The organism is Bradyrhizobium liaoningense, assembly GCF_018130785.1.
GTDB lineage: Bacteria > Pseudomonadota > Alphaproteobacteria > Rhizobiales > Xanthobacteraceae > Bradyrhizobium > Bradyrhizobium liaoningense_A.
On record NZ_JAFCJT010000018.1, the window covers coordinates 1 to 25,890 of the forward strand.

At 63.0% G+C, this 25,890-nt stretch carries 18 protein-coding genes and 1 pseudogene; 9 read left to right on the forward strand and 10 right to left on the reverse strand.

The annotated features are described in order from the left end of the window. Positions 1 to 478 (forward strand): annotated as a pseudogene (locus JQ627_RS27925) (hypothetical protein); the annotation flags it as partial. A 513-nt stretch (positions 479 to 991) separates the two neighbouring features. Further along, on the forward strand, positions 992 to 1,489 hold the full coding sequence (locus JQ627_RS27930; RefSeq protein ID WP_212487484.1) for an HAD-IIIA family hydrolase: 498 nt from the start codon (positions 992 to 994) through the stop codon (positions 1,487 to 1,489). 2,226 nt (positions 1,490 to 3,715) lie between these two features. On the opposite strand, the gene JQ627_RS27935 is transcribed toward JQ627_RS27930, so the two are convergent. Next, entirely contained in the window at positions 3,716 to 4,939 is a 1,224-nt protein-coding gene (locus JQ627_RS27935) for a phenylacetate--CoA ligase family protein (protein WP_212487485.1), read from the reverse strand. A gap of 86 nt (positions 4,940 to 5,025) precedes the next feature. Here JQ627_RS27935 and JQ627_RS27940 point away from each other — a divergent pair, with 86 nt between their 5' ends. Continuing rightward, a complete protein-coding gene (locus JQ627_RS27940; protein ID WP_212487486.1) occupies positions 5,026 to 6,177 on the forward strand; it encodes an AGE family epimerase/isomerase in 1,152 nt (383 codons plus the stop codon). 65 nt (positions 6,178 to 6,242) lie between these two features. On the opposite strand, the gene JQ627_RS27945 is transcribed toward JQ627_RS27940, so the two are convergent. The 6 genes from JQ627_RS27945 to JQ627_RS27970 all read right to left on the reverse strand — a co-directional run bounded on the left by JQ627_RS27945 (position 6,243) and on the right by JQ627_RS27970 (position 13,520). Next, on the reverse strand, positions 6,243 to 7,082 hold the full coding sequence (locus JQ627_RS27945; RefSeq protein ID WP_212487488.1) for an ABC transporter ATP-binding protein: 840 nt from the start codon (positions 7,080 to 7,082) through the stop codon (positions 6,243 to 6,245). Positions 7,083 to 7,246: 164 nt separating this feature from the next. Then, on the reverse strand, positions 7,247 to 8,530 hold the full coding sequence (locus tag JQ627_RS27950; RefSeq protein ID WP_212487491.1) for an ABC transporter substrate-binding protein: 1,284 nt from the start codon (positions 8,528 to 8,530) through the stop codon (positions 7,247 to 7,249). A gap of 46 nt (positions 8,531 to 8,576) precedes the next feature. Further along, positions 8,577 to 9,650 (reverse strand): branched-chain amino acid ABC transporter permease, encoded by a 1,074-nt coding sequence (locus JQ627_RS27955; RefSeq protein ID WP_212487493.1) that lies wholly within the window; start codon positions 9,648 to 9,650, stop codon positions 8,577 to 8,579. A 3-nt stretch (positions 9,651 to 9,653) separates the two neighbouring features. After that, positions 9,654 to 10,547: a branched-chain amino acid ABC transporter permease gene (locus tag JQ627_RS27960; RefSeq protein ID WP_212487495.1), complete on the reverse strand. Its 894-nt coding sequence runs from the start codon at positions 10,545 to 10,547 to the stop codon at positions 9,654 to 9,656. Between the two features lie 223 nt (positions 10,548 to 10,770). Next, on the reverse strand, positions 10,771 to 12,702 hold the full coding sequence (locus JQ627_RS27965; RefSeq protein WP_212487497.1) for a long-chain fatty acid--CoA ligase: 1,932 nt from the start codon (positions 12,700 to 12,702) through the stop codon (positions 10,771 to 10,773). Then, positions 12,699 to 13,520, reverse strand: coding sequence for an ABC transporter ATP-binding protein (locus tag JQ627_RS27970; protein WP_212487500.1), 822 nt, complete (start codon positions 13,518 to 13,520; stop codon positions 12,699 to 12,701). Before JQ627_RS27970 ends, JQ627_RS27965 begins: the two co-directional genes overlap by 4 nt. Positions 13,521 to 13,856: 336 nt before the next feature. Between JQ627_RS27970 and JQ627_RS27975 the strand changes: the two genes are divergently transcribed. Beyond that, the gene (locus tag JQ627_RS27975; RefSeq protein WP_028160237.1) at positions 13,857 to 14,531 is read left to right on the forward strand and encodes a Crp/Fnr family transcriptional regulator; all 675 of its coding nucleotides are present in this window, start codon (positions 13,857 to 13,859) and stop codon (positions 14,529 to 14,531) included. 72 nt (positions 14,532 to 14,603) lie between these two features. Here JQ627_RS27975 and JQ627_RS27980 read toward each other — a convergent pair whose 3' ends face one another. Then, positions 14,604 to 15,866, reverse strand: coding sequence for an MFS transporter (locus JQ627_RS27980; RefSeq protein ID WP_212487502.1), 1,263 nt, complete (start codon positions 15,864 to 15,866; stop codon positions 14,604 to 14,606). 295 nt (positions 15,867 to 16,161) lie between these two features. On the opposite strand from JQ627_RS27980, the gene JQ627_RS27985 reads away from it, so the two are divergent. The 3 genes from JQ627_RS27985 (at position 16,162) to JQ627_RS27995 (ending at position 21,802) form a co-directional block, all read left to right on the forward strand. Beyond that, positions 16,162 to 19,485 (forward strand): adenylate/guanylate cyclase domain-containing protein, encoded by a 3,324-nt coding sequence (locus JQ627_RS27985; protein WP_212487504.1) that lies wholly within the window; start codon positions 16,162 to 16,164, stop codon positions 19,483 to 19,485. Between the two features lie 21 nt (positions 19,486 to 19,506). Next, a complete protein-coding gene (locus JQ627_RS27990) occupies positions 19,507 to 20,187 on the forward strand; it encodes a redoxin domain-containing protein (RefSeq protein WP_212487506.1) in 681 nt (226 codons plus the stop codon). A gap of 169 nt (positions 20,188 to 20,356) precedes the next feature. Then, a complete protein-coding gene (locus JQ627_RS27995; RefSeq protein WP_212487508.1) occupies positions 20,357 to 21,802 on the forward strand; it encodes an adenylate/guanylate cyclase domain-containing protein in 1,446 nt (481 codons plus the stop codon). Between the two features lie 31 nt (positions 21,803 to 21,833). Here the strand turns inward: JQ627_RS27995 and JQ627_RS28000 are convergent, their stop codons facing one another. Next, on the reverse strand, positions 21,834 to 22,676 hold the full coding sequence (locus tag JQ627_RS28000) for a uroporphyrinogen-III synthase (RefSeq protein ID WP_212487510.1): 843 nt from the start codon (positions 22,674 to 22,676) through the stop codon (positions 21,834 to 21,836). A 142-nt stretch (positions 22,677 to 22,818) separates the two neighbouring features. On the opposite strand from JQ627_RS28000, the gene purU reads away from it, so the two are divergent. Further along, the gene (purU, locus tag JQ627_RS28005) at positions 22,819 to 23,682 is read left to right on the forward strand and encodes a formyltetrahydrofolate deformylase (RefSeq protein WP_212487511.1); all 864 of its coding nucleotides are present in this window, start codon (positions 22,819 to 22,821) and stop codon (positions 23,680 to 23,682) included. A 45-nt stretch (positions 23,683 to 23,727) separates the two neighbouring features. Here purU and JQ627_RS28010 read toward each other — a convergent pair whose 3' ends face one another. Beyond that, positions 23,728 to 24,012, reverse strand: a complete 285-nt coding sequence (locus JQ627_RS28010; protein ID WP_212487513.1) for a hypothetical protein — start codon at positions 24,010 to 24,012, stop codon at positions 23,728 to 23,730. A gap of 522 nt (positions 24,013 to 24,534) precedes the next feature. Between JQ627_RS28010 and JQ627_RS28015 the strand changes: the two genes are divergently transcribed. After that, positions 24,535 to 25,725: an ABC transporter substrate-binding protein gene (locus JQ627_RS28015; RefSeq protein ID WP_212487515.1), complete on the forward strand. Its 1,191-nt coding sequence runs from the start codon at positions 24,535 to 24,537 to the stop codon at positions 25,723 to 25,725. Positions 25,726 to 25,890: the final 165 nt, after the last annotated feature.

The window sequence follows — 25,890 nt, forward strand, 5'->3', positions numbered from 1 at the left end:
CTCGCCAAACAGCGGGTCGCTGGAGTCATTCGAGACGATCTTCCATCAGGACCTCAACGGCGATGGGACGATCGGCCCTACTTCTGCCTCGGACGCGGCGACTGCACCTGATGCACCCGTTGTGCCTCCCCAATTGCTGGATCAATATTTCCGGAACGACTTCCTTTTTTTTGACGACGCGAGCGCCGGAGCGCTCGCCGCTTCTCAGCCCAGCCAAAGATCAGGCTTACTATTCAATCGCGCTGCGCACGATAGTTTCGCGTTCACGCCGACACTCGACCAAAGCAGCCTCTATCTCGTAGACTCAATGCACGCACTTCAATTCGATAGAGGTGCCGATTTGGTTTCCGTATTGACAATCATTTACGGTGATACGTCTGGAGGAGCCATCATAGACACTCCTGGTGACGCCACCACCCTCCAGCATTTTGCAATTGTGCATTTACTAGCGCATCAAGGCAATTTTCATTTCGTCTAGGGGGCACTCGTCACTATTTGAAGGCTACGCCTTCCTGGGAGGCAGAACCATGTAGGTCAGTCTCTTGAATGAAAGTTGGGAGAGTGCGACGAAAACGGCTCACGACCGCGGGGTTGGACCGCCCGGTGAAGTGGGAAGATTTGCGGGCTGGGTTGGATCATTGGTAAGCGTCGTTCCGCTCCTACCTTTTCTTGGCGTTTGTGATGGGCGAGTACGCGATCTCACTATCGCGGGATGGCCGGTAGTGCGCTTTTACGCCGGCTCGCGCCGGAGGTCGTCACACCTATCAGGTGGGCCGGCGCGAGGTCGATCTCTGCAATCGGGCCGCCGTGTTCAAACTGGTTGATCGGTTCGCTGGAGCCGACCAACGAGCCCTATGCGGCTGCCAAGATTGCGGGCATAAAAATGGCGGAGGCTTATCGGAGCCAGCCAAAACGTGGGACCTATTGAAAATAAGGGATAATTGTCCGATGATGTCGGGTGCGTTTCGTGCAAGTCGGGGCAGTAAACTTCATGCGTCCTGCAGTTTTCTTCGATCGTGATGGTGTCCTCAATGAGGATGACGGCTACGCTTGCGACCCGAATAAAGTGAGGTGGGTGGAGGGAGCCCAGCAGGCGGTCAAAGCAGTCAATGATGCCGGATATTTTGCCTTTGTCGTGACAAACCAATCAGGAATCGCCAGGGGGTTTTACGAAGAGCGGCATGTCCGAAATCTGCACGAATGGATGTCGTACGAGCTCGCCATTATCGGCGCGCACATCGACGCATTCGAATTTTGCCCTCACCACCCCGAAGGCCGGATTGCGCATTTTCGGACCCTCTGCAGCTGCCGCAAGCCGAAACCGGGAATGATCCTGACGCTGCTCGATCGCTATCCAGTAGACAAGCACATTAGCTTCATGATTGGCGACAAACAGAGTGATCTTGACGCGGCAAAAGCAGCCGGCATCGCTGGTTACCTGTTCGACGGACTGGACCTCCGGGCGTTTATTACTCCGCTCTTGGCATAAGATGTCGTTCCAACGCGGCCGGACGCGTTGAGTGATGCTCGCGATCGCGATCGTCCCTCCCTTTTGTAGCGATGTTCCTCCCTGACGAGACATAAGCTCGTCCGTGGGGATGTTGAAGAGCTCCGCGCTGGGATAGGGCCGATTTCGCGCTTCTTCGCGGAGCTAGCCGGCTATCGTAGTGAGCTGACGTTCGACAACTTGCGTCCGGACGGTACGGCGCAAGAGTTCTTTGATGTCCGTTGTCTCGAAGAACTGGGCTGACGCACGATGGCCTGACTTCAAGAGGCTTCAAGTCCAGGCACGACGAAGTCGGGCGCCTCATCCGAGAGCTAATAGTCGTAATCGCCTCGAACTCTGAATTTCCGCGCCAAGGCGGAGCGATTTGCAAACTCAAGCGTATTACTTGAGCGCGCGAGAATCCTTTCGCAATCCGCTTTCGGCCCTCGGCGATCTCATTGAAGCTATCCTGAGCGAAAACCCAAATGGCGAAGCTCGCGCTCGGAAGCTCAATCTTATTTTTCAGAGCGGCCAGCGCGGAGGTCCACCTACGAAGCGTTGGCTTCTGATCTCGCGAAGGAGCAACGTCCGTTTGGTTTGCGCGGCATTGAGGCCTTCGAAGAGGACCAAGATTTCGCGCGCCTGGACGTAGATTTCGGTGCTGATGGCGTTTTGATCGAAGCCATAGGCTGAGGCGCGCGTCACTTTCACTCGCGGCGATGGGATCAATCCGCCAGCTAAGGGCATTTTGCAGCGTATAGTATTCGGCTTGGTCTTCGAAGTCCGGATCGATCCAGACCATATCGATGCGCCGTAGGGCCGCTTCAATTGCCTTTTGGCGATAGGTTTCGAGCAACTTGTGCCGCAATGCGCGGTGGCGTTGGATTTCCCAGGACAGCTCGGCGACATCGATCGCAAGCAGCCACTCGATGGCGCATCGTGGCGCCAGATCTAAGAAGATCGCCTGCCGCAGGTCGTGGTAGTGGTCAAAGCTCTCGCCCGGCAGCAGCAAGGGCGGAGATGCCAACACCGGAAACTCGGCCGGTAGCGTATTGGCGGTCAGCTGCGGCGCGGTTTGGAACGGCCTACGTCATGTTTACCTCCGGATCGACGGGAGAACCCAAGGGCGTGGTTAAACGATTAAAAAAGCTCATAGTAATCAGCTGATCAGCGCGCGCTACAACACTGATGGTGATGACGGCATGGTCCTCTTGCAGAACGGGCGGCGCTTGCGCTTGTTTGGCCGTGGTTTGAGGTCGGGTAGATGAGTAGCAGTTCGCAACAGCCGCATCAGAATAAATAATGCGGACGACGTTAGCTGGCAGTTTTCTGCCACTTGGGGTCCCGGAAGCCGAGAGTGGTCAGGCCTTTGCGAAGTGTCTCGATCGAGATTTTGCTCGGAAATGGCATATAGCGTGGCGCCAGATCGCCAGGCTGGAAATAGCAAATGTCGTGCCGCTGGCCGCTTTCATTAAGCTTTTGAAGGCCTTGATTGACCCGGTAAATGGCTTGCTTCAGCGGGGGGAATGAGCGAAATCAGATACTCATACTCCTGCGGGGATCGATTGTACCGATGCTCACCGAAGGCTCCGAACAGCAAGTCTACCGCAAGCTCTTGGAGTGGCATTCGTCTGGGTATGCGCTGCGGCAGCTGCTTCGACAATTGGGGCACTCCGCGGATGATAGATCTGGAGTGGTAAACGCACCTTCGTCATCTCCAGATCACGTCGCCCTTGGCCTGACACGCTGATCCGGATCGCCCCCGGGAATTTTAATGCCCAGTTTGATACGCGCAAAATTAACACAATCGTCCGTAGCTTTACGGTCCTGTCGAGACCTCGCTCGCTCCGATGCGGCGAAAGAGGCCCGATCTTTGGTGAACACCAGCAAGGACAGCGCCCCTTCAATCAACGGTGTCATTGATGCTCCCGTCCATCCATTTGCTTCGGCGAGTATGGTCACGGACGTTTTGGGCGCAGCGATTGCCTCCGCACCCCGAAGAAGGGAAGAGCCGGGACTCTTAGCGAGCCTGGGGTCCATCGATGCTTCCCAGTTCGCGTCGCGCCCGCTCCCTGATCACATCCGGAATTTCCCTGTTATGTCCTCGCGCATCCGCTGCCGTAAGGGACAAGATTCGCGGGCATTTTTGACTTTCCCGCCAGAGCCGTTGCGGCTTTAACGACCGTTTCCCTGCAGAATTCCTGTTACGAGGGAATTGGGGTTTGAGTATCACCGCTCGTCTGCGATTACCTTGCCGTCGTTTGGCAGCGCGCCGGGGTTGACCAGCTGGACATTGCCGCCGAGTTTCGTCACCGCGCGCAAGGTGCCGGCGATCTCCGCCCGTAGCGCATCGCTCGCAGCCGCTGTTTCCGCGTGCAGCGTCATCGCATCGGCCTCGCCCTGGCGCGTGACGACGAGACGCAATCGTCCGAGCGCGGAGTGGCGCTTGCCGATCTCGGCGACTTGCTCGGGACGGACGAACATGCCCTTGACCTTCGTGGTCTGGTCAGCGCGACCCATCCAGCCCTTGATGCGCATGTTGGTGCGCCCGCATTTGCTCGGTCCCGGCAGCGCCGCGGTGAGGTCGCCGAGCGCAAGCCGGATCCAGGGATGGTGCGGATCGAGCGAGGTCACCACGATCTCGCCGACGTCGCCCGGCGCAACGGGATCGCCGGTGCCGGGCTTGACGATCTCCATGATCAGGTCCTCGTTCACGACCATGCCGTCGCGCGCTTCGGTCTCGAAGGCGATGAGGCCGAGATCGGCGGTGCCGAAGGCCTGGTAGGCGTCGATGCCGCGTGCCTTGATTTCGGCCTGGAGCGAGGGCGGGAAGGCCGCACCCGAGACCAGCGCGCGCTTGATCGATGAGACGTCGCGCCCCGAGCTTGCGGCGGCATCGAGCAGGATCTTCAGAAAGTCCGGCGTGCCGCTGTAGCCGACGGGACGGTAGGCCTCGATCAGCTCGAACTGCTGCTCGGTGTTGCCTGGCCCGGCCGGGATCACCGCGCAGCCGAGCGCGCGCGCCGAGGCATCGAAGATGAAGCCGCCGGGGGTGAGGTGGTAGCTGAAGGTGTTGAGCACGATGTCGTCGGGGCGGAACCCCGCCGCGAACAGCGCCCGGGCACCGCGCCAGGGATCGGCCTGCCGTCCTTCAGGCTCGAAGATCGGGCCGGGAGAGGTGAACAGGCGGGCGAACGATCCCGGGGCTGCCGGCACGACGCCGCCGAAGGGCGCAGAAGCCTTGTGCAGGGCGGGGAGTTCCGACTTGCGCAGCACCGGCAGACCCGCCAGCGCCGCCCTGGAGGTCACGGCGGCCGGGTCTATGCCCTTCAGTCGCTCGGCATAGGCGGGCGCGGCCATCGCGCCGCGCAGCACGTCCGGCAGGCGGGAGAACAGCTCCGTCTCGCGCACGGCCTGTTCGCGCGTCTCGAGGGCGTCGTAATGGGCGGTCATGGCTGGTCTTTCCGGGTTGGCATCCGTTGCGCGCCGCCGCCGGCATGGGTATCAGACGGCCAGTGTCGAGGCGTGGAGAGGACGCGATGGCAGACGAAGGCATCATTGCGGCGGGTGAGGCGGTGGACGTCGTCGCGCGCCTGAAGCGCCGCATGATCGACGAGGCGCTGCCGCTGTGGTCGTCCGTCGGCTGGGACGATGCGGCAGGCGGTTTCATTGACCGGCTGCAGCTTGACGGCACGGCCGACACGTCTGCGCCGCGGCGCGTGTTCGTGCAGGCCCGCCAGATCTGGTGCTACGCCAAGGCGGCGCAGATGGGTTGGTACCCGGAAGGGCGCGCCATCGCGCTGAAGGGGTTGCAGCACCTCTTGGCAAAGGCGAAGGCTCCCGACGGCAAGCCCGGCTATGTGCACCGGCTGACACCGGAAGGCGCGGTGCTTGATGCCCGGCGCGACGCTTACGACCACGCCTTCATCCTGTTTGCGCTCGCCGCCGTCTACGCGCTCGACCAGGACGCGCAAATTCGCGCCGAGATCGACGCGCTGCTGGCCTTCCTCGACGGCCACCTGCGCTCGCCGCATGGCGGCGTCCACGAGAGCCTGCCGGTCTCGCTGCCCCGGCGGCAGAACCCGCAGATGCATCTGTTCGAGGCGATGATCGCGTGTTTCGACGCAACGCACGACCTGTCGTTCCAGAACCGCGCCGGTGAGTTCTTCGCGCTGTTCCTTGCCAATCTCTATGACAAGCAGAAGCGCATCCTGACCGAGTACTTTGAGGAGGACTGGTCGAAGATCGAGCCGGTCAGCGTCGAGCCGGGCCATCAGGCCGAATGGGTCTGGCTGCTGAAAGGATTTGAACGCATCACGGGTTGCCCGACCGGACAGCGGCGCGCCGAGCTGCTGGCGACCGCGCTGCGCTATCGCGATGACGCCACCGGATGTGTCGCCGACGAGGGCGATGCCAACGGCAACATCCGCCGCGGCACGCGGCGGCTGTGGCCGCAGACCGAGATGGCAAAGGCGTGGATCGCGCAGGCCGAGTCCGGCGAAGCCGGCGCGGCGGATGAGGCGCGCGCGGCGCTGGTGCGGCTCGAACGGCATTATCTCAGCCATCCCGTGAAGGGCGGCTGGTACGACCAGTTCGATCGCGATGGCAAATCGCTGGTCGACACCATTCCTGCGTCGTCGTTCTATCATGTTCTGTGCGCAGTCACGGAAGCGGAGCAGGTGCTGGAGTAAGACTCTTTTGTTTGACGCGTTTTCTTCACGCGAACCGGTTCCCACTTCGCTCGAAAACGCTATGTCTAGAGCCACCGCTTGCGCCGCTTGAAGCTTTTGAGGTTCTTGAAGCTCTTGCGCTGATCGCCGGCGCCGCCGAGGTAGAATTCCTTGACGTCCTCGTTGTCGCGCAATTCGTCCGCGGTGCCGTCGAGCACGACCTTGCCCTGTTCCATGATGTAGCCGTGGCTCGCCACCGATAGCGCGGCGCGGGCGTTCTGCTCGACCAGCAGGATGGTAACGCCGAGGTCGCGGTTGATCTTCTGGATGATCGAGAACACCTCTTTCACCAGCAGCGGCGACAGGCCCATCGACGGCTCGTCCATCAAGATCATCTTCGGGCGCGCCATCAGCGCGCGGCCGATCGCAAGCATCTGCTGCTCGCCGCCTGAGAGATAACCGGCAAGCCCGGTGCGCTCCTTCAGGCGCGGGAAATAGCTGAAGACCATGTCGAGATCGGCATCGACCTCGCGATCCCTGCGGGTGAAAGCGCCAAGCTTGAGATTTTCGAGCGACGTCATGTCGGCGACGATGCGTCGGCCCTCCATCACCTGGAAGATGCCGCGGCGCACGATCTTGTCGGGATCGATGCCGGCGATAGGGGAGCCCTCGAACAGGATCTCGCCACGCGTGACCTCGCCGTCCTCGGTCTTGAGCAGCCCCGAGATCGCCTTCAGCGTGGTCGACTTGCCGGCGCCGTTGGCCCCCAGGAGCGCCACGATCGCGCCCTTGGGCACGTCGAGGCTGAGGCCGCGCAGCACCAGGATGACATCGTCGTAGACGACCTCGATGTTGCGCACGGCGAGGAGGGGCGGCGCGGGCACGGCGGTCGGGCTGGGGCGGGATGCTTCAATGGTTTGGGACATGAGTTTTCATTCTCCGCTGTCGTCACCCCGCCTTGTGCGCAATTGCGCACTGGGGCGGGTGACCCAGTATTCCAGAGACGCTCGACGTTCCCCGAGAGGCCGCGGCGTACTGGATCCCCCGCTTTCGCGGGGGATGACAGTTGTGCGTGCAGCGAGAGCTAAGCTCACCACCCCAGCAGTTCCGGCTTGCGCGGCAGCTCGATGGTCTTGACCTTCTCGAGCTTGATCGTGCCCTTGGCCATGAGATCGTTGAGGTCGCCGTCGGTCGCGCCCGAGATCTTGGTGCGATAGAGGTCGACCTTTAGCGTGCCGCGATGGTCCTTGTCGGTCCAGGTAGAGGGACTGCAGACGCCCTCCATACCTGCCGGCACCCAGTCCTTCTTCTGGTGGAAGCCCTTGGCGACATTCTCGCCGGTGGCGCCGCCGTTCTTGGCGGCCCAGTCGAGCGCTTCCTTCATGTAGAGCGCCGAACAGACGGCGGCGATGTAGTGCACCGGACGATACACCTTGCCGGTGGGGTCGGACATCTTCGAGATCTCCATCACCGTCTTCATGCCGGGCGCGTCGCCGCCCCAGCTCACTGCGGTGCGCAGCGGGAAGATCACGCCATTGGCGGCATCGCCGGCGGTCTTGGCGGCGTTCTCGTCCATGCCCCAGACATTGCCGAGGAACTGGATCTCGACGCCGGCGGTCTTGCAGGCCTTCATCACCGAAATGTTGGAAGCGGCGGTGTTGCCCAGATAGGCGTAGTTGGCGCCCGAGGATTTGAGGCTCAGGCACTGTGCGCTGTAGTCACCCGGCGCGAGCGCGAACACCAGCGGCGGCAGCACCTCGAAGCCGAGTTCCTGCGCCATGGCTTCGCCTGCGGCCTTCGGCGCGTTCGGATAGGGGTGGTTGGCGCCCATGTGCACGAATTTCGGCTTGCCGGCCTTGCCCTTGGCCTTCCAGTCCTCGGCCGCCCACATCAGCATCGCGCGCAGCGAATCCGAATAGCTCGGGCCGTAGAAGAAATTGTAGGGTGCGGGCTTGGCTTTGCCGCTGACGCCTTCGGGATCGGTGAGCGCGGCAGCATAGGAGCCGGACAGGTCGGGGATCTTGTCCTGGGCGAGGAAGCCGGTCAGCGCTTCTGTGTCCGCGGTGCCCCAGCCCATGATCGCGGCGACCTTCGAGTCCGACGCCGACCATTTCTTGTAGAGCGCGATCGCGCGCGGCACCTGGTAGCCGTAATCGTTGGTATCGACGTTGAGCTGCTTGCCGCCGACCCCGCCGTTCTTGTTGACCCAGGCGAAGGTGTCGGCGACGGCCTGGCCGTAGGGCGTGCCGACGTCGGAGGTGCCGCCGGAATAATCGGCGAGATGGCCGATCGCGATCTGCGCCTGCGCGCTCGCCGAGAATGCGGCGATCGCCAGCACGAGCGATGCAGGGCTCAAAAGGGATCTTGTCTTCATTGGTTGCCTCCTCCTGTTTATTCGTTGGTTAGAGAGTTGCCCGGGCTCAATGCGAGAACGGGTAGAGTTTCCAGTACGCCTTGATCTGTCGCCAGCGATGGGCGAGCCCGTCCGGCTCGAACATCAAAAACGCGATGATGATCACTCCGATCGCGATCTCGCGCAGGAAGGTGATGTTGGTGTTGAGGGACAGCGCCTTGTCGATCGCGCCGCCCTTCAGGTAGAGGCTGATGAATTCCATCGTCTCAGGCAGCAGCACAACGAAGGCGGTGCCCATCAGCGTGCCCATGATCGAGCCGGTGCCGCCGATGATGATCATGGCGAGGAACAGGATCGAGCGCTCGATGCCGAAACCTTCCTGCGAAACCACCAGCTGGTAATGCGCATAGAGCGCGCCGGCGATGCCGGCGAAGAAGGCGGCGAGGCCGAACGACAGCGTGCGGTATTTGGTGAGGTTGATTCCCATGATCTCGGCGGAGAGATAATGGTCGCGGATCGCCACCAGCGCGCGGCCATCGCGTGTGCGCATCAGATTGGTGACGAGGACGTAGCTCGCGATCACATAGGCCAGCACGACATAGAAATATTGCCTGTCGCCGCGCAGGGCGAAGCCGAAGATCGAGAACGGATTGGCGCTGGCCGGTACCGAGCCGCCGGTGAACCACTCCGCGCGGGAGAAGAAGTCGAGCAGGATGTATTGCGCCGCCAGCGTTGCGATGACGAGGTAGAGCCCCTTCAGTCGCGCCGCCGGGATGCCGAAGATCAGCCCGACCAGCGCGGTGACGACACCCGCAAGCGGGATCGCGAAGAACACCGGGATCGGCGCGTTGTTGGAGATGTAGGCCGAGGTGAAGGCGCCGAGCAGGAAAAAGGCGGCATGGCCGATCGAGATCTGGCCGGTGAAGCCGACCAGGATGTTGAGGCCGAGCGCCGCGATCGAGAAGATGCCGATCTGGATCAGGATGCTGAGCCAGTATCCGCCAAGGAATTGCGGCACGAGGCAGAGCAACAGCACACCGATGATCGCAAAGTTGCGGCTGGTCGTGGTCGGGAAGATCGTGGTGTCCGCCGCGTAAGAGGTGCGGAAATCACCAGCAGGGATGAGGGCAGGGCCGGCCATGGATCAGATCCGCTCGATGTCGTGGGTGCCGAACAGGCCGTAGGGCTTGATCATCAGCACGATGATGAGGACGTAGAACGGCGCGATCTCGTAGAGATTGCCCCAGTGCAGATACTCGCTGTCGACATATTGCGCGATGTTCTCGAGCAGGCCGATGATGATGCCGCCGAGCACGGCGCCACCAACGGAATCGAGCCCGCCGAGGATCGCCGCCGGGAACACCTTGATGCCGTAGGCCGCAAGCCCGGAGGACACGCCGTTGACGACAGCGACCACCACGCCCGCGACCGCTGACACGGTCGCAGAGATCGCCCATGCCATCGCGAACACGCTTTTGACGGAGATGCCGAGCGATTGCGCGACCTGTTGGTTGAACGCGGTGGCGCGCATGGCGAGGCCGTACTTCGAGGCGCGGAAGAACCAGGCCATACCGATCATCATGGCGACCGAAACCACGAGGCTCATGACATAGACGGTCTGGATCTGAAGCCCGAACAGGCCGACCGACTGGCTCTCGAACACGCGCGGGAACGGCTGCGGGTTGACGCCGAACATCCACTTCAACGTGGCCTGGAGCACGGTCGAGAGGCCGATCGTCACCATGATCACCGAGATGATTGGTTCGCCGATCATCGGTCTCAGGATCAGGACCTGGATCGCGATGCCGAACACGAACATGAACACCAGCGTCATCGGCATGCCGATCCAGAACGGCACCTGGTATTTCGCCAGCAGCGCCCAGCACACCCAGGCGCCGACCAGCAGCAATTCACCTTGCGCGAAGTTGACGACCTGCGTCGCCTTGTAGATCAGCACAAACGACATCGCGACCACGCCATAGAGCGTGCCGACCACGAGGCCGTTGACCAGGAGCTGGATGAGGAAGGCGGTGTTCATGCCGATGTCCGCGCAAAATGCCGAAGCGATGACGGTGTACCCTCTCTCCTTGTGGGAGAGGGTGGCTTCGCGAAGCGAAGCCGGGTGAGGGATTGTCTCGGCAGTGACGGTGTGGAGAAAGGACCCCTCACTCGAGTGAGGGTGTGGCTGATTGCGGAGATGCCCTCTCCCACAAGGGGAGAGGGCGCGTCGACGGGCGTCGCGCTCGTGGCTGACAAGAAACTCATTCCGCGGCCTCCGCCATGTGGCCATGTTCGCCGAGATCCACCACCCGCAGCGTCGTGCGCACGCGCTGCGTGGTGCCGTCCTGGAAGCGGATCACGGTGTCGACGGGGATGTCGGCGTCGCCGCGGTAGATCGCGTCGATGATGCCTTCGTATTTCTCGTTGATGACGCCGCGGCGTACCTTTCGGGTGCGGGTGAGCTCGCCGTCGTCGGCGTCGAGCTCCTTGTAGAGCAGCAGGAAGCGCGAGATGCGCTGGGCCGGCGGCAGCGTGGCGTTGACGGTCTCGACCTCTTTCTGGAGCAGCGCATAGACCTCCGGCCGCGAGGCGAGGTCGCTGTAGGTCGTGAACGAGAGCCGGCTCTTCTCCGCCCATTTCGAGATGATGGAGTAACGGATGCAGATCATCGCCGCGAGCGCGTCGCGGCCGGCCCCCAGCACCACGGCTTCCGCGATATAGGGCGAGAATTTCAGCTTGTTCTCGATGAACTGGGGCGAGAAGCGCTCGCCGCGCGAGGTCTCGGCGAGATCCTTGATGCGGTCGATGACGACGAGCTGCTTGTCATCGTTGAAGTAGCCGGCGTCACCGGACAACATCCAGCCGTCCTTGATGTCAGCGACGCTCGCCTCGGGGTTCTTGTAGTAGCCGAGGAACATATTGGGATGCCGCACCACGATCTCGCCGACGCCGTGGACGTCGGCATTGTCGATGCGGATCTCGACGCTGTCGGCCATCGGCACGCCTGTCGTGTCAGGGTCGACCTTGCCCTCGGGATGCAGCGTGTAGGCCCCTAACAATTCCGTCTGGCCGTAGAGCGTGCGCAGCGGCACGCCCATGGCCTGAAAGAACTTGAAGGTATCGGGGCCGAGTGCCGCGCCGCCGGTCGCGGCCGAACGCAGGCGGGTAAAGCCGAGACGGTCACGCAGCGCGCGGAACAGGATCGCGTCGGCAAAGCTCGAACGTCTGCCGTCTGCGAGCGCGGCGAGGCCGTTTTTCATGCCGATATCGAACAGGCGCTGCTTGAACGGCGTTGCGTCCATCACCTTGGCGCGGACGTCGGCGGCGATGGATTCCCAGACCCGGGGGGCGAACAACACGAACGTCGGCGCGATTTCGCGCAAATCGTTCATCATCGTATCAGGCTCTTCGACGAAGTTGATCTTCATCCGGCACAGCAGGCCTTTGCCGAGCACATAGACCTGCTCCATGATCCACGGTAGCGGCAGCACGGAGACGTATTCGTCGTCCGGCCCCTTCGGATCGAAGGCGAGATACGTCGCGCAATGGCCGAGCACACGGCCGGCGGCGAGCATGGCGAGCTTCGGGTGCGAGGTGGTGCCCGACGTGGTGCAGAGAATCGCGACATCCTCGCCCTTGGTGGCGTCGACGAGGCGATCGTACAGCTCCGGCTCCCGCGCGGCCCGGGCGCGGCCGAGCTCGGCGAATGTTTCCGCCGACATAAGCCGCGGATCGTCATATTTCCGCATGCCGCGCGGGTCGGAATAGATGATGTGCTTGAGCCGCGGCACACGCTCGGCAAGCGCGAGCAGCTTGTCGACCTGCTCTTCGTCCTCGGCGAAGACGAGCTGCGCCTCGCCATAGTTGAGGAGATAGGAGGCTTCCTCGTCCAGCACGTCGCGATAGAGCCCGAGGCTCAAGCCACCGATGGCGTGGGTCGCAACTTCAGCCGCGACCCAGTCCGGTCGGTTGTCGCCGATGATGCCGATGACGTCCTCGCGCCCCAAGCCCAACTCGATGAGGCCGAGCGCAAAGTCGCGTACGCGGGTGTGGTAGTCATTCCAGGTGAAGGCGCGCCAGAGGCCGAGATCCTTTTCGCGCAACGCGATTTCGTTGCCATGCTCCCTGGCATTGAGCCGCAGCATCTTCGGATAGGTGTCGGCCTGCGCGACCCGGCCCGCGTAATCCATCATGCCGCGCTCTCCTGCGCTGGCGGAGCATCGTCCGGATCGACCAGCACCTCGTCCTCCTCGCCGAGATAGGCGCGCCTGACGTGGGGATCGGCGAGCACGGCGGCCGGATCGCCCTCGGCGATCTTGCGGCCGAAATCGAGCACCATGACGCGGTGGGAGATGTCCATCACCACGCCCATGTCGTGCTCGATCATCACGACCGTCATCCCGAACTCCTCGTTGAGGTCGACGATGTAGCGGGCCATGTCCTCCTTCTCCTCGAAGTTCATGCCGGCCATCGGCTCGTCGAGGAGAATGAGGCGCGGCTCCAGCGCCATGGCACGGGCGAGCTCGACGCGTTTGCGCAGGCCGTAGGCGAGGGTGCCGGCTTGCGCCTTTCGCACTGACTGGAGATCGAGGAAGTCGATGATCTCCTCGACCTTGCGGCGGTGCTCGAGTTCTTCCTTGCGCGCGCCGGTGAGCCAGTACAGCGATCCCGTGAGGAAATTGTTCTTCAAGAGGTGATGGCGTCCGACCATGATGTTGTCGAGCACGCTCATGTGGTGGAACAGGGCCAGGTTCTGGAAGGTGCGGCCGATGCCGAGCGTGGGGCGCGCGTTCGGCGTCAGCCCTGTGATGTCGCGGCCGCGGTAGAACAGCTGGCCTTCGGTCGGCTTGTAGCGGCCGGAAATACAATTCACGATCGAGGTCTTGCCGGCGCCGTTGGGGCCGATGATCGAGAACAGCTCGCCATCATTGATGGCAAAGCTGACATCGGTCAGCGCACGGACGCCGCCGAATCGCAAGGACACGCCGCGCACTTCGAGACTGGTAGCCACCAACAAATCCCTCCCGGTGATGGCGCATTCAGCGGCGCTCTTCGTCCGTTCCCGTCGGGCGATCCTAGTACGGCCGTGCCGGTGAGGCCATGCAGCAGATGGTCTCCACCGGAGCCGCGCCGCTCTCGTTCCCGTTTGGGATCAAAAGCCGCATCGCCCGAGGTGGCCCTCAATAAGGGAAAGCGCTATCTTGAAATGTCTTCCGGCTGACAATTCTGCGACAAAGTTTTTCGGGTGGCCGGGGCCTTCGTCTTTCGTCGGATGGCTGTCGAAACGATCGTGTTGCAGTGCAGCAGAGGGATGGAGTGACGAGACGGTGCGGCTGGCTTCGGGGTCATGATTTCAGAGGATCAACTGAAGCGCGTCGCCGCCTGGTCGCGCGAGCTCACGGAAGCAGAGATCGAGGTCGCTCGCGCCGGGATCACGGAACGGTCCTACCGCACCGGCGAGACCGTGTTCATGCGCGGCGATACGTTCGGCTATTGGGCGGGCATGGTGAGCGGCCTGGCACGCATGGGCGGGGTCTCGCGCGACGGCAAGGAGACGAGTCTTGCGGGGCTGACGGCCGGGGCCTGGTTCGGCGAGGGCAGCGTGCTCAAGAACGAGCCGCGCCGCTACGACGTGGTCGCGCTGCGTGACAGCCGCGTCGCGCTGATGGAACGCAGCGCCTTCATGTGGCTGTTCGAGAACAGCGTCGGCTTCAACCGCTTCCTGGTGCGGCAGCTCAACGAGCGGCTCGGCCAGTTCATCGGCATGCTCGAGGTCAACCGCACGCTGGATGCCACCGCACGCCTCGCGCGCAGCATCGCCTCGCTGTTCAATCCGATCCTCTATCCCGAGTCGACCGCACATCTGGAGATCACCCAGGAGGAGATCGGGGCGCTCTCCGGCATGTCCCGCCAGAACGCCAACCGCGCGCTGAACCGCCTGGAGAAGGAGGGGCTGCTGAGGCTCGAATATGGCGGCGTCACCATCCTCGATGTCGAGCGGCTGCGCGGCTACGGGGACTAGAGCGTTTTCGAGCGAAGTGGATACCGGTTCGCGTCAAGAAAACGCGTCAAAACGAGAATCTAGAACGGGGCTCTAGCGCGCATTGGCGGGTGCGTGAACCGGCCAGAGGTCGGTGCGCCAGCGGATCGCGATCGCCAGCATCGCGATGAAGCCCGCGGCTGCATAGAGCGAACCCGTCGCGGAGTAGCCGATGATGTCGATCAGGCTGCCCGCCGCGAGCAATCCGATCGGCAGGCCGTAGATCACCATCATGCGCACGCCCATGACGCGTCCGCGCAGGTGGGCGCTGGCCGTCCGCATCAGGATCACGGCAGCCGAGATCATCGACATGCTCTGGGCGATGCCGGCGAGAACGAGGCAGGCCATCGCCACCGGCATGGTCCTGATCTCGACGAACACCAGCAGCATGGCGTACCAGGCCAGCGTCGCGCCGATGAGAAGCCGGGCAATGCGCAGTCCGCTGACCAGGCTGAGCGTGATGGAGCCGATCAGCGAGCCAACGGCGAAGCTCGCCGAGAGATAACCGAGGCCGGTCTGGTCGGTATGAAAGATTTCGCGTGCGATGTATGGCAATAATCCGCCGGTGAACGGGAAGGCCGTGAGATTAGCGAGGAAGGCGACGCACAGCGCCGCGCGCATTCCCGGGCCGCTCCAGGCGTAGACGATCCCTTCCTTGAGGTCGCCCAGCAATCGCGAGACCGCGTGGCTGTTGGCCGGAAGATCGCTCGTGGAGACGACCCGCTTCGGCCGGGTCAGGCAGAGCATGAGAAGCGCGGCCGCGAAGTAGAGACAGGCGATCGCGACATAGACGAGCCCAATGCCGAGGACGGCGAACAGCCCGGCGCCGGTCAATGCTCCGGCGATGCGCGCGCTGTCCTGGGTCGTGCGCGCAACGCTGATGGCGCCCACCAGTTGCTCGGCCGGCATGATCTCGGCAAGCAGCGCGCCGCGGACGCCGAGATCCGAGGGGCGGATCAGACCCATGATCGCGACGATGATCATCACGCTCAGTGGCGACAAATGACCCGTCAGCGCCAGAACCATGATGGTCGATGAGAGCACCGTATAGGCAAGACGCATCACGACCAGGAGATCGCGATGACCCATGCGGTCGCCGATCATGCCGAACACCGGCGCGACCAGGGTCCCGACGAACTGGAGCGATGCTAGCACGGTGAGCAGCAGCACCGAGCCGGTCTCGACCATGATGTACCAGCCGAGCACCAGCGTCTCCACTTCGAACGCCCACGAGGTGAGCAGATCGGACGGCCACTGGAAGCGATAGTTGCGGATGCGGAAAGGCGCGAGCGCGGATGGTCTTGCGGATGTGCTCAAGATGCGATGACGGGTTTCACGGCGATTCCCTGCCCTTTATTTTTATTGTTCTGTTCGACAGGGTAGCCCCGGCGATGCCCCTGTCAATTGGCGCTACCGCATGCCGCCATGCTTGCCGACGACGTACGGTGCGCCAGTACGCCGGTAGCATCGCTTCGTTGCCCAGCCGATACGGAGAGGTAGATTAGCCGCCGCTTGCTCTTCCGGCGCGCAGAGCCCATTCTGGTCTGCGCCCTGGACCCATCCGGGCGGTCCAGCAGATCGCGCCGTCGCGGCTTCCGCGAGGTCTTGGCCCATGAACTGCTCTTGCTGTGGTTTCGAGGTCCAGAGCGGCTTTGCCTTCTGCCCGAAGTGCGGCACGAAGCAGCCGAACGCGTGCCCGGGCTGCGGTTTTCCATGCGCGCCGGATTTCGCCTATTGCCCGAAATGCGGCGCCTTCGTCTCTGAGGTCCCGGCAGGCGGCGGGCAGGCATCGGCGCCGACGAGCCCGACGACGCTCCCGATCCGGTCCTCCTCTCCGCCGCTCGTGCCGGCGGAGGAGGCTCAAACCGCATTTCGACCTCAGTCGGATAAGATCGACAGCGAGGCGAACCGCCGCACCATCACCGTGCTGTTTGCCGACCTCAGCGGCTTCACCGCGATGAGCGAGCGGCTCGACCCCGAGGTCATGCAGACGCTTCAAAACGAATTGTTCGAGGAGTTGACGGCCGCGGTGCAAAGCTTTGGCGGCTTCGTGGACAAATTCATCGGAGATGCGCTGCTTGCTCTGTTTGGTGCGCCGGCGGCGCACGAGGACGACCCGGAGCGGGCGGTGCGCGCTGCGCTCGACATGATCGGCCGGACGGCGCGCCTCAGCGAACGCGCGAAGGCGTATGCAGGTTCACCGCTGCTGCTCCATGTCGGCATCAACACCGGGCACGTCGTCGCGGGCGGGCTTGGTGTGGGCGTTGCCAAATCCTATTCGGTGACCGGCGACACGGTGAATACCGCCCAGCGACTACAGTCGATGGCGGCTCCGGGCGAGGTGCTGGTCGGGCCGTTGACCCACCGTCTGACGCGGCATGCGTTCTCCTATGACTCGCTTGGCGAGGTCTCGCTCAAGGGCAAGATTGGCAGCGTACTGGTTCACCGCCTGAAGGAGGCGCTCGACACGCCACGTGCGGCACGAGGTCTCGACACGCTGGGCCTCAATGCGCCGTTGATCGGGCGCGACGCCGAGCTTGCGCGCATCATCGGCAGCCTTGATCGCGCGTGCGGCGGCGCGGCTCAACTGGTGCGGCTGGTCGGTGAAGCCGGCATCGGGAAAACGCGCCTGGTCAGCGAATTCGCCGCCCGCATCCGCGACCAGGATCGATTCGCTGGCGTGGCGATCCGGCAGGCGGCGTGCTCGCCGCTCGGCGAACAATCCTACGGCACTCTCGCCGCCGTGCTGCGCAGCGCCTATGGCATCGCGCAGAAGGCCGGCGCCGCAGAGGCGGAGGCGAAGGTCGCCGAAGCGCTGTCGGAGCTTGGCCTCGCGACCGACGAGGCCGAGCGCCTGATGCCCCTCTATCTGCACGTCCTTGGCCTCGGCGACCCCGACGACGTGCTCAGGCATGTCGAGCCCGAACAGCTCCGCCGGCAGATATTCTTCGCGATTCGCACCGTCTTCGAACGCCGCCTGGCAATGTCGCCGCTGCTGATCATCGTCGAGGATCTGCATTGGGCCGACGCGGTGTCGCTTGAAGCGTTGCGGTTCCTGATGGACCGACTGGAGCGGACGCGGCTCATGCTGCTGTTTACGCATCGGCCGATGCTGGAACTGGACCAGTTCGGTTCGAGCAGGATCAGTCACACAACCCTCCGGTTGCCACCGCTTGGCGACGCCGACGGACAAAGGCTGCTCGCGGCCTATTTCAGTCACGGTTGGGCTGAACCACCGGGACGTCTGTTCAGTCGAATCCTCGATCGTGCCGGCGGCAATCCGCTTTTCCTCGAGGAGATCATACGCGGCCTGATCGAAGCCGGCACCCTGGAGCGCGACGGCGCGCAGTGGCGGATGAAGTCGGATGAAGCCGCCGCCGATATTCCGGCAAGCATTCAGGCGTTGTTGCTGGCGCGCCTCGACCGGTTGCCGCATCAGGTGCGCCGCCTGGCACAGGAGGCCGCGGTGATCGGTCCGCGTTTTGATGGGGCCCCTCTCGCTGCGGCGGCAACCGAGCCGGCAAGGGTCGAAGCAGGGCTCGAGCTTCTGTGCGACGCGGAGATCATCGCGGAGATCGCGGGCTCGAACTCGATTTCGCTGCGGACCTACCGCTTCACGCAAACCATGCTTCAGGACGTGATCTATCAAAACCTGCTGCTGCAGCGCCGGATCGAGCTTCATGGGCGGATTGCTGGGGTGCTCGAGAGGCTCTATGGCAACGAGCCCGAGCGCCTCGAAGATCTCATACTGCTCGGACATCACTTCAGTCTGAGCGCGAGCAAGCCGAAAGGCGCGCGCTATCTGCGCGTGGCCGGCGATCGCGCACGCGCCAGCTATGCCAACGACGATGCCATCCGTCTCTACCAACAGGCCCTTGCCGTCCTGTTGACCGGCGGCGAACGGGAGCCGGAACGTCTGGTCCTGTACGAGCGGATTGCGGACCTCTGTGGCGCGGCTGGCCGCCGGAACACGGCAGAGGAGCACTATCAGAGCGCGTTGGAGGGCCACCGCGCCATACAGGACCGGATCGGCGAAGCGCGAATTCTTCGCAAGCTTGGCCGATTGCTGTGGGACGCCGGCAAGCGGATCATGGCAGAGACGCATTACGCCGAGGCGGCCAAGCTGCTCGGAGGGACCGACGCGCCAATCGAGTGGGCGCATCTCTTGCAGGAGCGCGGCCGTCTCGCGTTTCGGACGGGCGATCACGTTGCCGCTGCAAGATGGGCAGACGAGGCGCTCGGCTATGCACGGTCCGTACCGGTGGACGCGGACGAGCAGGCCGGGCTCGAGGCGGCACGTGCCATTGCGGAGGCCCTCAACACCAAGGGGGTTGCGCTGGCGCGGCTTGGACGACACGAGGAGGCGGTGCGCGAGGTAGAGCAAAGTGTTGCGACCGCCGAAACAGCCGGTCTCCTCAACGTAGCCTGCCGCGGCTACACCAATCTCGGTGTGCTCTACACGATTGTCGACCCGGCGAAAGCGGTCGAGGTCTGCCGGCGTGGACTCGATATCGCGCGTCGGATCGGGGATCTCGGTTTCCAGGCGCGTCTTCTCGCCAATTTTGCCGTTGCCTGTTGCACCTTCACGGATAGATGTACCGAAGAAGGGGTGCCGGCTGCCGAAAAGGCGATCGAAATCGACCGTGCGCTCGATCAGCGCGAGCATCTCTCCGTGCCCTTGATCGTGCTCGGGCAAATCCATCAATGCCATTTCCGCCCCGATCTGGCCACCCTCTGCTACAATGAGGCAATCGAGGTGGCGAACGAAACCGGCGAACCGCAGCAGCTCTTTCCATGCTATGATGGTCTCGCGACGCTGAGCCTTGATCGAGGCGACATGCCCGAGGCCGACCGATATTTCGCGCTGGCCCATGATGTCTGCGCCCGCCACGGGCTTGATCCCGCCGGGCTGATCGTACTGCCATTTCTTGACTAGGTCATATGAAGGAGTTCAACCATGCCGGAACTTCATGTCGATGGACCGCTTCAACCGGGCGATCGCGCACCGAACATCGTGCTGGACGCCATCACACGCGATGGAACGATCGCGCTCCAGGATTTTCGCGGGCATAGTCCGATATTGGTCGGCTTGTTTCGAGGGCTGCACTGCCCGTTCTGTCGGCGCCATATCGCGGCACAGGCTCAACTTGACGGCGCGCTGCGCGGAAAGGGCATCGAAAGTCTCACGGTCGTCAATACGCCGATTGACCGGGCGCGGCTCTATTTCCGCTATCACCCATTGCCCAACCTGCTCGCAGCGTCCGACCCCGAGCGGCTCTCGCATCGCGCGTTCGGCCTGCCCAATATCGAGTTCACGGAGAACGAGACCGAGTGGCCGCGCAAGGTCGGCATGGACGTGATCATGAACATGCAAGTCGACATTCCTGGAGAGTTGTCGGGGCCGATGAATCGTTTGGCGGCCGCCGAGCAGCTCAACAAGAAGGATGGCTACGAAATGATGGAGGCCGATCAACGCATGGCGGCAACCGGCCAGGGCCAGTTGTTCGGCCAGTTCCTGCTCGATCGCGAGGGGATCGTGCGCTGGACCTTTACCGAGGTTCCTGAAGGCGGCCATCGCATGTTCGGAGCTCCGAGCCCTCAGGAGTTGATGTCGGCTGCCTCGCAGCTGACTGGCTAGGCATCGTCGCCTGGTTGGCGGTGCAAGTGCTGCGCTCAACGCGCTGCAACCCGCGGGTTCCTTTCCGCCGGCGTTGTCGCCATCGCGGAGATCCGTAGCCGCGTGAAATACGCGTCAGTTTGAAAACGCGCCATTCCAGCTCATGACCCTGCAATGACTCAGGCACACGATGACCAACATCCAGGAGCGGCTCCTCGAAAGCAAGATGACCGAGATTGAGCAGGCCCGGTCCTGGAGCCCACGCGTCATCTCGAAATTTGAAACGCTTATCAGGAACGGTGACGATCTCTCCCTCTACCGGATCAATCCCCTGGCATTCGCGCGTGATCGCGCCATTACTGAGGCGGAAAGCATCGACCTGTTTCTCCATGCGACCAGGAGTGGGCTGTTCGAGATGAGTTGGGACGTTGTTTGTCCCCAGTCTGGCATGGTGCTCAATAGCTTTGGCGCTCTGCGCACCCTGAAGACCCATTACGTTTGCGGCCTCTGCGACGTCGGCGGTGAAACCGACCTCGACGATTTCATTGAGGTTACGTTTACGGTCTCGCCGCAACTCCGGCGGATTCCATTTCATGATCCTCATTCCCTCTCGATCGAGGATTTCCACTGGAAGCTTCGTTTCTCGGGCGAGGCGCGCATGCCCGGTCAGCAGGTCCGATTTCTCGATTTCCTGCATGGATTGGTTCGCGGACTGGCTTTCTTGTCGCCGGGCTCGACCACCTCTCTTCGCGCCGACCTCGGTCCCGGTGCCCTGGCCGGCGTCAACATCCAAACGCAGGCTGCATTCGTGGTCCCGGTCGCAGGCGAACCCGCAGCCGCGCCGACCGTCCTGCGAGTCGGATATGATGCGCGGCGCTTTTTGCCTTCGCTGTCCGTAGTCCCGCCTGGCCCCGTTGTGATCGACGTGGAGAACTCCGGCGCAGTGCGTGGCTCATTGCTCCTGATCAATTGGCCGCCTGAAGTCCTGGCCCAGACGACCAAGCCGACGCTGGAGTTCGAACCGTTCATGTCCGGCGGCATGTTACTTGCGCGGCACACCTTCCGCCGCCTGTTCCGCTCGGAACGCGTCGACGAGCGGGAAGGCCTCGGCATCCGGCAGGTGAGCTTGCTGTTCACGGATCTCAAGGGGTCTACCGCGATGTACGAGCGTCTTGGCGATCTGAATGCCTACGCCTTGGTCCGCGAGCATTTTGCCTTGCTGGGCGCGACCGTCCAGGCGCATTCCGGAGCCATCGTCAAGACGATCGGGGACGCCGTGATGGCGGTCTTCTCCCGCCCGACAGACGCGGTCTCCGCGGCGTTGCATATGCTCGGAGAAATCGAACGCTACAACAGCGAGCATGGTGACCCGAGCATCATCCTGAAGATCGGAGCGCATTGTGGCCCGTCGATTGCCGTGACCCTCAACGAAAATCTGGACTACTTCGGGCAGACTGTGAATGTTGCGGCGCGCGTGCAATCGTTGGCCGATGCCGGCGAAATCTGTCTCTCGGAAGCGCTTTATTCGGCGCCGGGCGTCAGCGACCTCCTTGCAGGTTACGCCATCGTTGAATTTGATGCGCCTCTCCGCGGTGTTGAAGGAAATGCGTGCGTCTATCGTGTCGTGCGTAGTTAGGATCTTGCTCCGGCAGGACCTGCTAGAGATTTCACGTCACCGGTACTTTGGGCTTCTTCTCCGCCAGCGCCACGGCCATCGCCGAGATCAGCGGGCGCATGAAATAGTGATCTTCCGCCGGTGCGATGTCCGTGCGCAGGCCATGCGCGGCGAGCTCCCCTGACACCGCAGGGCCCACCGACGCAATCAGCGTCCGCTCCAGCCCTGCGCGCAACTTCGCCTCACTGCCATGTGTCTTCGCGGCCTCCAGGAGGCGGCGGACCTGGCCAAGATTGGTCAGCGCGATGGAATCGATCCGCCCCTCGGCCATGTCGTCGATGGCGGCGACGATGTTGGCATCCGCTGCCTTGGAATCGTAGGCATAAGGCAACACGGCATCGACATCGGCGCCTTGCGCGGCAAGTGCGCCGGTCAGTGCGCTGTGGTCCTTGTCCGGATAAAGCTGAAGGCCGACGCGTCGTCGCTTCAGGTCGAGCCTGCCCAGCATTTCGATCACGCCCTCGGTGGTCGGCTTCTCCGTGGTCTGCTGCGCATCGAGGGAGATCTCGCGCAACGCCTTGCCGGGCTTCGGGCCGCGGGTGAATTTTCGCGCACTGGCGAGCGCCGCGATAAGGGGCTGGTCGAGCCCGCGGGTCCGCGCGAGCTTCATGATCCGCCGCAGCCCTTCGCCGGTCATCAGCACAAGGTCGTCGAGGGGCCTGTCGATGGCGCGGCGGATCCAGGCCTCGACCGGAGCGGGGTCCGGTGCATCGTGAATGGTGAACATCGGGCATTGCACGACCTCGGCGCCTTGCTCGGCCAGAAGCTTGGAAAACTGTGCCTCCTCGCGCGTCTCCAGGATCAGGATGCGGTAGCCGTTCAAGCGGTCGGCCATGGGTGTGCTCCGGTGATAAATTGCAATGGTCCGTTCATCCTGACTCCGCGGTCGGGATTGGCGCAAGGGCGGGGTCGGTGATAGAGCAGGGCGCAAATCGCGGGTCGTTCCGCACTCGCTGCACGAACCTTCATCAAGAGCCATGCCCGATCATCAATATGTCCTCACTCTGTCCTGCCCGGATCGCCCCGGCATCGTCTCGGCGGTGTCGACCTTCCTGGCCCACAATGGACAGAACATTCTCGACGCCCAGCAGTTCGACGACGTCGAGACCAAGAAGTTCTTCATGCGCGTGGTGTTCACCGCCGCCGACCTCGCCGTGGAGCTGTCGGCGCTGCAGACCGGCTTTGCCGCGATCGCCGAGCGTTTCGGCATGGAGTGGCAGATGCGCGACCGCGCGGCGCATCGCAAGGTGATGCTGCTGGTGTCGAAGTCGGATCACTGCCTGGTCGACATCCTCTATCGCTGGCGTACCGGCGAACTGCCGATGACGCTTGCCGCGATCGTCTCCAACCATCCGCGCGAGGTCTATGACGGGCTCGATTTCGGCAGCATCCCGTTCCACTACCTGCCCGTGACGAAGGAGACCAAGCGCGAGCAGGAGGCGCAGATCCTCGATCTCGTCGCGAAAACCGGCACCGATCTCGTGGTGCTCGCCCGCTACATGCAGATCCTTTCCGACGATCTCTCGGCAAAGCTGTCGGGGCGTTGCATCAACATCCACCACTCGTTCCTGCCGGGCTTCAAGGGCGCAAAACCCTATCACCAGGCCCATGAGCGGGGCGTCAAGCTGATCGGCGCCACCGCGCATTACGTCACGCGCGATCTCGACGAAGGCCCGATCATCGACCAGGACGTCGAGCGCATCAGCCATCGCGACACGCCGGAGGACCTCGTCCGCAAGGGCCGAGACATCGAGCGCCGCGTGCTGGCCCGGGCGATCCGCTACCATCTCGACGACCGCGTCATTCTCAACGGCCGCAAGACCGTCGTGTTCATGGATTGAGCTGTTTCACCTCGCCCCGCTTGCGGGGCGAGGGCGCGCATCGCCTCAGCGCACCGCGTTGCCCGACGTAGTCCCCGTCGTGCCCTTCTGCGCCTGCTCTTCCTTCTCGCGATCGGCCGCCGGCAGCAGCCGCTTGCGCTCGCGCTCTTTCATGTAGGCGTCGTATTGCGGCGTGCCCGGGCGCGGCGGAGCGTCGGCCGGCAGTCCGCCGGCCCATTGCGGGACGTAGTCGCCCATGCCGGCCGTGAGTTTTTCGTTGACCGTGCCGCAGCTGGACAGCCCCGCAGCGAGTGCGACGAGGGCGAGGACGGAGCGGAAAGGCTTTGGCATTGTATGAGCACGCGAATTCGGTCGTTGGACGCCAGGTCAGGCCGGCGCGTGAGTAGCCTTCAACAAGGTAAAATAGACTTATTCGAGGTAGGTAATTAGTTACCGATCTGTAGTGAACCGGGGCCTCACCGTTGTCCGAATTCTGTAAAAGAAAGACGAAATCCTCCATCCACGCGGCCGGTCGCTTTTCTAGACTGCGGCAACGGGGTCGCGACAAACTGGCTTGGTCGGCGGAGGGGCTTTTTCGTTGACAGGTCCATTTTATTTGTACAATCGTACAAATAGGAGCGGCCAAGATCGAGGTGCTCGGGTTACCCCGACGTAACTACGGCATCGCTCCCCGTCGTAGGCCAATCGGGACGCGCGGCTTGCGCCGAATGGTCGCCAAACGTCCGATTGACAATGAGGGCGCGAAAGACGCCATGTGACGCGACATCGCGCGCGCGTGAGCTAAGGTTGAGCCAAGGACCGGGCACTCGGTCCGGCGCATAAGAGGTCAGGAATGAAGGGGAGGGACATCTGATGTTCGAACGCAAGACATTTTCTTACAAGGTCTCTTGGACCGCAGCAGCGGCCGCCATCGCCGGCCTCACGGCCATCGTGCCGGCCAACGCCGAGGACACCGTCAAGGTTGGCCTGATCCTGCCGATGACCGGCGGCCAGGCCTCGACCGGCAAGCAGATCGAGAACGCGATCAAGCTCTACATGCAGCAGAAGGGCGACACCGTCGCCGGCAGGAAGGTCGAGATCATCCTCAAGGACGACGCGGCGATTCCGGACAAGACCAAGACGGCCGCGCAGGAGCTGATCGTCAACGACAAGGTCAATTTCATCGCGGGCTTCGGCGTGACGCCGGCTGCTCTCGCAGCCGCGCCGCTCGCCACGCAGGCCAAGATCCCGGAAGTCGTGATGGCGGCCGGCACCTCCATCATCACCGAGCGCTCGCCCTATATCGTGCGCACCAGCTTCACGCTGGCGCAGTCCTCCACCATCATCGCCGACTGGGCGGTGAAGAACGGCATCAAGAAGGTGGCGACGCTCACCTCCGACTACGCGCCCGGCAATGACGCGCTGAACTTCTTCAAGCAGAATTTCACCGCCGGTGGCGGCGAGGTGGTCGAGGAAGTCAAGACGCCGCTCGCCAACCCCGACTTCGCGCCGTTCCTCCAGCGCATGAAGGACGCCAAACCCGACGCGATCTTCGTGTTCGTGCCGGCCGGCCAGGGCGGTAACTTCATGAAGCAATATGCCGAGCGCGGCCTCGACAAGGCCGGCATCAAGGTGATCGGACCGGGCGACGTCACCGACGACGATCTGCTCAACAACATGGGCGACGCCGTTCTCGGCACGGTCACCGCGCATCTCTATTCCGCGGCCCACCCCTCGCAGATGAACAAAGATTTCGTCGCGGCCTACAAGAAGGCCTACGGCAACCGTCCGGGCTTCATGGCTGTGAGCGGCTATGACGGCATTCACCTCATCTACGAAGCCCTGAAGAAGACCAATGGCGACACCGACGGCACCAAGCTGGTTGAAGCCATGAAGGGCCAGAAGTGGGAGAGCCCGCGCGGCCCGATCTCGATCGACCCCGAGACCCGCGACATCGTGCAGAACATCTACATCCGCAAGGTCGAGAAGGTCGATGGCGAGCTCTACAACGTCGAGTTCGCGACCTTCGAAGCCGTCAAGGATCTCGGCAAGACCAAGAAGTGACGCGCGAAAGCGCGTCATCCCGGGGCGCCTCAGTGCGAACCCGGGATCTCGCGAGCCACTCTCTGCGTCATGCCCGGGCTTGTCCCGGGCTTCCACGCAAAGCCCAGACAAGAACGTGGATGGCCGGGACATATGTTCGAAGACGCATTTCGTGCTTTAGCCCCG